The following is an 8,092-nucleotide window of genomic DNA, read 5'->3' as shown; positions in this document are numbered from 1 at the left end:
GTTCAGCCCCGCGATACTCCCGCCTGCGGCGCAGTGTCTCGCGGGGCTGAACGCAGGGACCAAAGGGGCCGAACCCCCGCGCGCGCCAGCGCGCCAAAAACGCAGCACCTTCCCACTGGCGGGAAAACATGGCCGCCCACCCCGTTCAAACACTCGTGTACCGTACCGCTATACAACGGCACATAGAACAACGTCCCCACACCTACTGACCCGACGTACGAGTTCTTGCCGCCACGAACGGACGGAGACCACCATGACCATCACCCGCAACTTCGGATTCGTGAAGCGCTTCGCCTCCGCTGCCGTACTGGCCGGCGCGCTCGCCCTCGTGCCCGCTGCCCTCGTGCCCGCTGCCCTGGCGCCGCAGATGGCGCAGGCCGACGTCCCCGGGCACAGCACCCGTGGCGACAGCCATCCGGGCCTCGGCACCTACAACGACACCCACGACATTCCCGCCGACCCGAGCAATCGCAGCGAACCCGTACACGCGATCCCGGCACAGCGCACCGGAAGCTACGAGAGCGGCGGCGGGTACCACGACATCTGCGCGTACAAGCCGTACTTCTACGCCTGCCGATGACCCCGCGCGGCACTTCTACCGCGGTCCCGGCGGGCGCCCCGGCGTTCCGCGGCACCGCGTTCGGCATCGATCGCGGCGGCGAGTTCGCCCGGAACATGACCGGCGATCTCGCGGCGCGAGCCGATCATCAGCTTCTGCCGGATGCTGGCGACCTGGGCGTCCACGGTGCGCACCGAACTACCGCGCCGCTGTGCGATAGCGCTGTTGGTCCACCCGGCGGCGGCCAGCACCGCCACCGCGCGTTCCGCCGGTGACAGCTCACGCCAGCGGGAAACGTTGTGCCCCACCAGCGCGGCAGCGTCCGCTCGCTCGGCCGCCCATCGGCGCCGCACGTACTGCTGCACCATCTCACTACCCGGACGGTACTGCCGGCCCCGGCGTTCGGCCGCCGCGAAATCGGCGGGCCCGATGATCGCGATGGCAGCGGCGGTGGCGCGGCGTACACCCAGCGCCATCATCGGCATCCGCTCGACCCGGACCCCCATCGCACGATGACAGGCCCGGAAAACACCTACCAGCCAGGCCAGTTCTTCCGCACGCTCGCGGGCGGTGGCCGGCGCACCCGGTGCCGGCGGGTCGAGTGCCGACAGATGGGTCAGGACGACCATGCACACCCCGATGGACCAGGAGACCTTCCAGGTATCGCCGATCGCGTATCGCCCGGACAGTAGGGCCCGCACTTCCGGTATGGCGGCCGCCGGTTCGGCCGACCGCGCTAGCGCCAGGGCCCGCGCGACCCGGGCCCAATGCACCGACAGCGCGGATTCCGCGGCCACCGAACGGTCCAGGTGGGCACGGGTTATCGCGTCGGCGCGGGCGGGTTCGGCCAGCATGGCCGCGGCCAGGGCGGTGAACACCGCGGCGCGTTCGGTCCCGATCCGATCCCCGAGCGCGGCGAATTTGCGGTTCGCCCGGTCCAGTACCGTCACCGCGCGTGGATCCAGCCGGAACAGCATGAGCTCCAGGCCCCGGATCCATTCCACCGAGGGCGGCAGGCCGCTATCGGTGGCCGGATCGGCCCGCCACGCTCCGGCGGAGTGCCCGGGGAGGTAGCGGGCCACGCAGTCGTCCAGCAGGCGGGTCGCCCGCTCGTCGTCGCCCTGCCACAGGTGGAACCAGCCGACCAGGGCGGTGGCCCGGAGACGGTGCGGATCGTCGCCGGATTCCGCGGTCACCTCGAGCGCCGCCGCCGTCAGCCGGGTGAGGGTGCAGCTGCCGCCGTTGGCGAACGGCACCCACACCGACAACAGCACCGAGGCCGTCTCCAGCCCGATGAGCGCCTCTTCGGGATCGGCGAGGCTGGTTTCGATACCGATCAGGATGTCGTCCCAGGACGTGCGCGCCCAGTCGAGCCAAGCCTGTTCCTGCGGGCCGTGCCAGAGGGAGTGGGCCTCGGCCACGCGATCCCGGTAGTACCGGCGGTGCCGGCCGGCCAGCCGCGCCGCTTCGGCCGGTTCCCGGCGCAACCGGTCGGCCGCGAACAGGCGCACGCTTTCCACCAGGTACCAGCGCACGCTGTCCGCGGTGCGGAAGGTCGACAGCAACGAGCGTTCGGCCAGTCGCTCCAGCAGCGGCGCGATCCGCTCGGCGGGCAGCCGATCGTCCGCGCAGACCGCGACGATCGCCGCGGTATCGACCCCGTTGCGTTGTGGTTCCATCCCGTCGGTTTCGTATCCGGCCGCGAACACCGACATCCGGGACAACAGGAGTTGCTCGTCGGCGCAGCACAGATCGAACGACCAGGCGATCACATCGAAAACGCCGCGGTGCCGCCGCTCACTGCCCGAATGGGCACCCTGCGACCAGCGCATCCGCTGATCGTCGGCATCACCGGTGAGTTCGGCCAGTACCAGGGCCGGCGGCCGGTGCCGTAATCGGGCGGCCGCCAGCCGGATCAGCAGCGGCGAATGCTCGACCCGGCGGCAGATCCGGCGCACGACCGAGAGCTGGCCGGGTTCGTCGGAAAGGGGCCGGCCGGTGAGTTCGGCACGCTGCCGGAACAGTTCCAGCGCTTCCGGCGGGGACAGCGGCCCGACGACCACGAGATATTCGTCGGCCCAGCCGATCGGTTCGCGGCTGGTGGCCAGGATCGTCAGACCCGCGGTAGCGGCGAGCAGATCGATCACCGCGCGGCCCACCGCCGCCAGCACATGCTCGCAGTTGTCCAGCACCAGAATCGGGCGGCCGGCGGGCGATCCGGCGCGGGCGCCGATACCGAGATCCAAGGAACTCGGGTCGCTGATATCGGTGCGGACCACCGACCGCAGCACATTCTCGGCCGAATCCCCGCAATCGCGTTCGAGTTCGGCCAGGCGCGCCCAGTACACGGGGCGGCCCGGGTCTATCCGCCGCAGCGCCTCGGCGGCCAGGCGGGTTTTACCGATACCGCCCGGGCCGACGAGCGTCACCAGGCGCACAGCCGGCGAGGTCAGCAGTTCGTGCAGGCGCGCGAGTTCCCGTTCCCGACCGAAGAACTCGGTCGCGGGGGCGGCGGGTACCGCGCCCTCCGGGTAGATCACCACCATAGAAACGTAAGTTAGTGCACGTGAGAGCGGCCCGTGCGGCGAACCCGTTCATTTGCGGGTTACTCGAGGTAGTCCACAGCGGCGAACGTCAGCACATCACGGGCGCCGCGCTTCGGTAGTGCATCTGCACCACGGCGCTGTCGAAGGTCAGCACATCCACCAGCCGCAGCCCGGTGGTATCGACCGGCGTCCGGAACAGCGGCACCCCATCGCCCAGCACCATGGGATGGACGAAGAGCCGGTAATCGTCGATCAGCCGGTGTTCGATGAAGGACGCGGCGGTTTCGGCGCCGCCGAACAGCACCATGTTCTGCCCCTCCGCTTTCCGCCGCCGGATCTCGTCTGCGAAATCTTCGCCGAGAGCCCTGGTGTTCCAGGACGGATCACTCAGCGTACGGGTGACGACGAGTTTGGGGGCGGACCGCCAGAACCGCGCGAATTCCACGTAGAACGGGGAGACCGGTGCGAGATCGGCGGTCGGCCAGAACGCCGCCATGATGTCGTAGGTCTTACGCCCGTACATCAGGACGTCGGCTCGCCGCAGCTCGTCCAGGTACTCAGTACAGAGCTCTTCGTCGACCACCGGCCAGTGGACCGCCTCGTCGGCGCCCTCGGCGAACCCGTCGAGTGATATCTGCATCCACAGCGTCACGCTTCCCATGCCCATGCCTCATCTACCGCGTCGGCTACAGGCAGCAGATTGTGCCCGCACCCAAGGGAGCGCGCATCGGTATATGCCGCAGAACATACTTAGGTATACGGAACACTACCGTTCAGGGGGCAGATGGAGAGCCACCAGCGAATGTACCGTCATCCAGCGAAACGCCGGGTGAAGGATTCCCAGCCCGGAGAAGAACACAGACCGAATGTGCCCGGCCCGAGGCGGGTGTACCGGCTCACCGCCCGGCGGCCTAGCCTGTCAGCTCTGGGCGGGCAGGTCGGACAGTTCGCTGTCGCTTTCGATGTAGTGGGCGACGAAGCGGTTGACCAATTCCGCGGCAGCCTTGCCCGGTAACGTCCGGGCCAGCTGCAACTGCCCGGTCAGTTCGGCCAGATCCGCGGCCTGCTGCTCCGATTCCCGGTACTTCTGCCACGCGGTGCGATGGAACAGATCGACGAAACGCCGCGCCATCCGGTCGCAATCGGCCCGCATCCGCTCCAGTTCGCCGAGCACTTCGGCATCGGGCACCCCGGCTGCCGTCATCTGCTCGGCCATTCGGATGAGCTGCCGGTCGGCGGGCCGATAGGTAGCGGCGTCCACAGGCTCGTACAGGCCCGCGGCGACAATACGCGCCAACCCGTTGGGCACCGCGGCGTAGCGTTCCTGCAGCTCGGTGGCCGCGATGGTATCGCCGGGCGGCACCGGCTCCCCGGGCGGCGGTTCACCGCTTTCCGCGCCGCCGAGCAGCGCGCCGACACCGAGGATATCGCCGAGATCGTCACCACGATCCCACGCGTTGAGCAGCTCTTTGATGCCGTTGAGCTTTATTCCCCGGTCCAGCAACCTGCTGATCGTGCGCACCCGATTGAGATGTTCGGGGCTGTAATAGCCCGTCCTGCCCTTCACCTGCGGCGGGGGCAGAACCCCCCGTTCGTGATAAACCCGCAGGCTGCGCACGGTCGTACCGGCAGCCCGCGCCAGTTCATCGATCGTGTACTCCACACCAGCAGCCATATATCAAGGAAACCACATCGAAACGGTCACAAGCCGCGGTGGACACGACCGAAACATCCGCTTCAACCCCTGTTGGTCAAGGGTTGGTCAATTCGTCGATCTTGGAGCGGCGGCTCGTTGGGCATGGGTGCGCCGCTCGTCTTCCGACATACCGCCCCAGACCCCGTACGGTTCCCCCACTGCCAGTGCGTAATTGCGGCATCTGTCCAGAACCGGGCAGCCGTCGCAGATCTGTTTCGCCCGCCGCACCCGGGCGGCGCGGGCCCGGCCGCGTTCACCTTCCGGATGGAAGAACACCGCCGATTCCAGGCCCCGGCACGACCCCAGCAACTGCCAGTCCCATGCGTCGGCGGCCGGACGCCGACACGGGATCACGGTGGACATACACAACTCCTCTGCCCGATTTCTGTAGGCCAGCGTAATTACTCCCCACCTGTGGGAATCGGCTCGCCGCGGCGCCGCGAGGCCTTCCCGGCACTGGCGAATTCCACCGCCACCGGGCCGGGGGCAACCGATTTATTCTGCGGGTATGAGTGAGTTACCGGGGGCACGGATAACCGTCGGCGAACGGGAGCGCGCGATGCGGGAACTCGCCGAGCACCTCGGGGCGGGCCGGCTGACCCTCGCCGATTACGAGGAACGCGCCGCCGCCGCGGCCGCCGCGGTCACCACGCCCGAGCTGGCGCGCCTGTTCACCGACCTCCCGGCCGCACCGGCCCCGCCGGCCCCGCCGGCGGACCCGGCCGCCGGGTTCGCCGTCATGGCCGGTTGCGCGGCCGCGTTCGCCCTGATTCTCGCGCTGGTCTTCGGCGGCTGGCTGTGGCTGATGCTGCTGGTCGTGGTGCTGGTCTCGGCACCGCTCGTACCCACCGCGGTGCGCCGTCGCCGCGCCCATGGCCGGGCCTGACCTCACCACAGAGTATGCGGCCGGACGCTGTTGGCCAGATCCACCAGCCGGTACCGGTGCAACCGGCCGGGCGCATTGCGGGCCAGCGCACGCAATCGCGACTCCAGGCCACCGCGTAGCCCGGCCACGGTGAGCGGATAGCCGAGCAGTGTGGTGTCGGCGGCCGCGGGCCGCATCCGCGACCGCAGCCATTCCAGCCCCGCCCCGACCACCACTACCTGCAGTTGCAGCGCCCGCGGGTCGTCGGCGGCCTCGAGCCGCGAGGCGGCCTCCAGCAGATCGACCTCGGTGATCTCGGCGTGCGGACGCGATACCAGCAACAGACTGCCGGTCATCCGCGCGGTGCTGTGATGCCGGGAGGTATCGGGTACTTCGTCGAGCACCTGTACCGCTTGTAGGGGTTCACCGTCGGCCGCCAGCCGCCGCGCCAGGCCGAAGGCCGCGCTCACCACGCCGTGGTTGGTCTGCCAGACCAGACGGTAGAAGTCGGCGGCGGCCCGGTGCCAGCGCTCGGAATCATCGGCGTCGGTCGTGGACTGCAGCACCAGCTCCGCCGTCGCGGCCAATGCCAGCGCCGGCGCGATCTCGCCGGGGAGCATGGTGTGTACCTCGTCGAAATGCAGGTACGCGCGTTCGAAGTGCCGCTCCAGCAGAGCGGCGACACCGCTGAACCATTCGATCCGCCAGTCCGTGGCCGTCCGCGGCCGCAGCGCGTCGAGCAGGGCCAGGGCGGAAGCCAGATCACCGAGATCGATATGGGCGCGAATGGCGGCCAGTGCGCCTTCCACTTCGAAGGTCTCCGGGGCGTCGATGGTGCCGGCCACGATCCGCTCGGAGGTCTGGCGCAGCGAATCCAGGGTCCGGCGCGCGTCGCCGTGCAGCAGCGGCGCGAGCAGTTCGACACTGGGATCGTCGGCATCGATCAGCGGGACGGGCAGGGCGGCCACCACCGCGGCCGCGTCGAGACCGAGACTGCGGTGCGCCCCGTCGACCATGCCGTCGGTCTGCCCGATCACCGTATCGATCCCGAAATCGCCACGCAACGAGCCGAATTCGACCGACGCCTGGGGATGTTCGCGGCCGGTCCCGGCGGCCAGTACCATCCGCAGCACTCCGGCGAGCTGGCAGTACATGGCGTAGGTCGAGGGGAACCGGCGGCTCGGATCGGGGTGGGTCGCGCGGACCAGCAGCCGATGCAGGCACGGAAACTGTTGCAGCAGCGGATAATCGTCCGGGGTCGGCGTCTCGGCGCAGTAGTTGCCCTGTGAATCCTTTCGCAGATCCAGGATCAGCGCGGCCAGGGTACGGCCGGCGGCGTAGACATCGGAGGCGACGGTGGGCCCGGTCTCGATGATCTCCGGTGCCTGGTAGCCGGGAGTGCCGTAGATGCTGCCGTAGGATTCCATCGCCGCCACGGCGCCGAGGTCGATGAGTTTGACCTCGTCGTCGGTGACCATGATGTTGTCGGGCTTCAGATCGTTGTAGGCGAGCCCGAACGAGTGCAGATAATCGAGTGCGGGCAGCACTTCCATCATGTACGCCAGCGCCTCGGCCACCGGGATACGTTCCGGCCCGGCCAGATCCAGCATCTTCTTCAGCGATCGCCCGCCGACGTACTCCATGACGATATAGCCGTCGGCCACCTCACGGTGGGAGCGGTGCTTGACGAAGTTGTAGATCTTGACGACACCCGGATGGGTGATCTCGGACAAGAACTGCCGCTCGGCCAGCGCCACCACATGCGCCTCGAAATCCTGCGGGTTCTGCAGCCCCTTGAGTACCACCCAGCGGTCGCTGACATTGGTGTCCACCGCCAGGTAGATCCAGCCGAGGCCACCGTGCGCCAGACAACCTTTGACCACGTACTGCTCGGCGACCACCTCGCCGGCGGACAGCGCGGGCAGGAAGTTGTAGGCCGATCCGCAGCGTGCGCATTCCCCGGCCACCGCACCCGGGCCGTCCGGACCCGACCGCCCGGTGGGCGCCTGACATTTCCAGCAGAAACGTTTGTGCTCGGGGACCACCGGATCGGCGAGCACCGCGGTGGCGGGATCGACCGGATCCACCCGCGGCAGGGCCACCAGGCCGGCACCGAGACGCCGCACGCTCGGCCGGGAGCGCGCATTGCGGCCCGAGGGCGGTTCGTCCTCGAAACCCGCGAAGGGATCGAATTCGTCGTCCTCGTCGTCCGCGGCGCCGGCCGCGCGCAGCAGTGCCTCGAGATCGTCGTCGTCATCCTCGGCCCGCAGGAGCGCTTCGAGGTCGTCGTCCTCGTCGTCGGCGCCGCCGAGGCTGTTGAGTCGCGCGATATCGTCGCCGGTCAGCGCCGCGACGGCGCGTTCGAAATCGGTGAGGCCGGCACCGGCATCGCCGGACAGACCTTCGGCAGCCGGCCCCGGCCGTGG

At 69.0% G+C, this 8,092-nt stretch carries 7 protein-coding genes; 2 read left to right on the top strand and 5 right to left on the bottom strand.

The genetic code is table 11. From position 1 onward, the window contains the following. Positions 1 to 253: 253 nt before the first annotated feature. Positions 254 to 580, top strand: a complete 327-nt coding sequence (locus tag QH276_RS04390) for a hypothetical protein (RefSeq protein ID WP_280397783.1) — start codon at positions 254 to 256, stop codon at positions 578 to 580. Here QH276_RS04390 and QH276_RS04385 read toward each other — a convergent pair. From QH276_RS04385 to QH276_RS04370, 4 genes are all read right to left on the bottom strand, one after another. Continuing rightward, on the bottom strand, positions 565 to 3,105 hold the full coding sequence (locus QH276_RS04385; RefSeq protein ID WP_280397784.1) for an ATP-binding protein: 2,541 nt from the start codon (positions 3,103 to 3,105) through the stop codon (positions 565 to 567). The two genes, QH276_RS04390 and QH276_RS04385, sit on opposite strands and share 16 nt — an antisense overlap. 88 nt (positions 3,106 to 3,193) lie before the next feature. Next, positions 3,194 to 3,766 carry a dihydrofolate reductase family protein gene (locus QH276_RS04380; RefSeq protein ID WP_280397785.1) on the bottom strand — a complete coding sequence of 191 codons (573 nt, stop codon included), beginning with the start codon at positions 3,764 to 3,766 and terminating at the stop codon, positions 3,194 to 3,196. 258 nt (positions 3,767 to 4,024) lie between these two features. Beyond that, on the bottom strand, positions 4,025 to 4,780 hold the full coding sequence (locus QH276_RS04375) for a MerR family transcriptional regulator (RefSeq protein ID WP_280397786.1): 756 nt from the start codon (positions 4,778 to 4,780) through the stop codon (positions 4,025 to 4,027). 87 nt (positions 4,781 to 4,867) lie between these two features. Then, positions 4,868 to 5,164 (bottom strand): WhiB family transcriptional regulator, encoded by a 297-nt coding sequence (locus QH276_RS04370; protein WP_280406630.1) that lies wholly within the window; start codon positions 5,162 to 5,164, stop codon positions 4,868 to 4,870. A 145-nt stretch (positions 5,165 to 5,309) separates the two neighbouring features. Here QH276_RS04370 and QH276_RS04365 point away from each other — a divergent pair, with 145 nt between their 5' ends. Continuing rightward, on the top strand, positions 5,310 to 5,687 hold the full coding sequence (locus QH276_RS04365; RefSeq protein WP_280397788.1) for a DUF1707 SHOCT-like domain-containing protein: 378 nt from the start codon (positions 5,310 to 5,312) through the stop codon (positions 5,685 to 5,687). 2 nt (positions 5,688 to 5,689) lie between these two features. Here QH276_RS04365 and QH276_RS04360 read toward each other — a convergent pair whose 3' ends face one another. Then, entirely contained in the window at positions 5,690 to 7,996 is a 2,307-nt protein-coding gene (locus QH276_RS04360) for a tetratricopeptide repeat protein (RefSeq protein WP_432278783.1), read from the bottom strand. Between the last annotated feature and the right edge of the window lie 96 nt (positions 7,997 to 8,092).

The organism is Nocardia carnea (assembly GCF_029869215.1).
Lineage (GTDB): Bacteria > Actinomycetota > Actinomycetes > Mycobacteriales > Mycobacteriaceae > Nocardia > Nocardia carnea_B.
The sequence above is the reverse complement of the archived record's forward strand: the minus strand, read 5'-3'. Positions and strand labels throughout refer to the sequence as shown.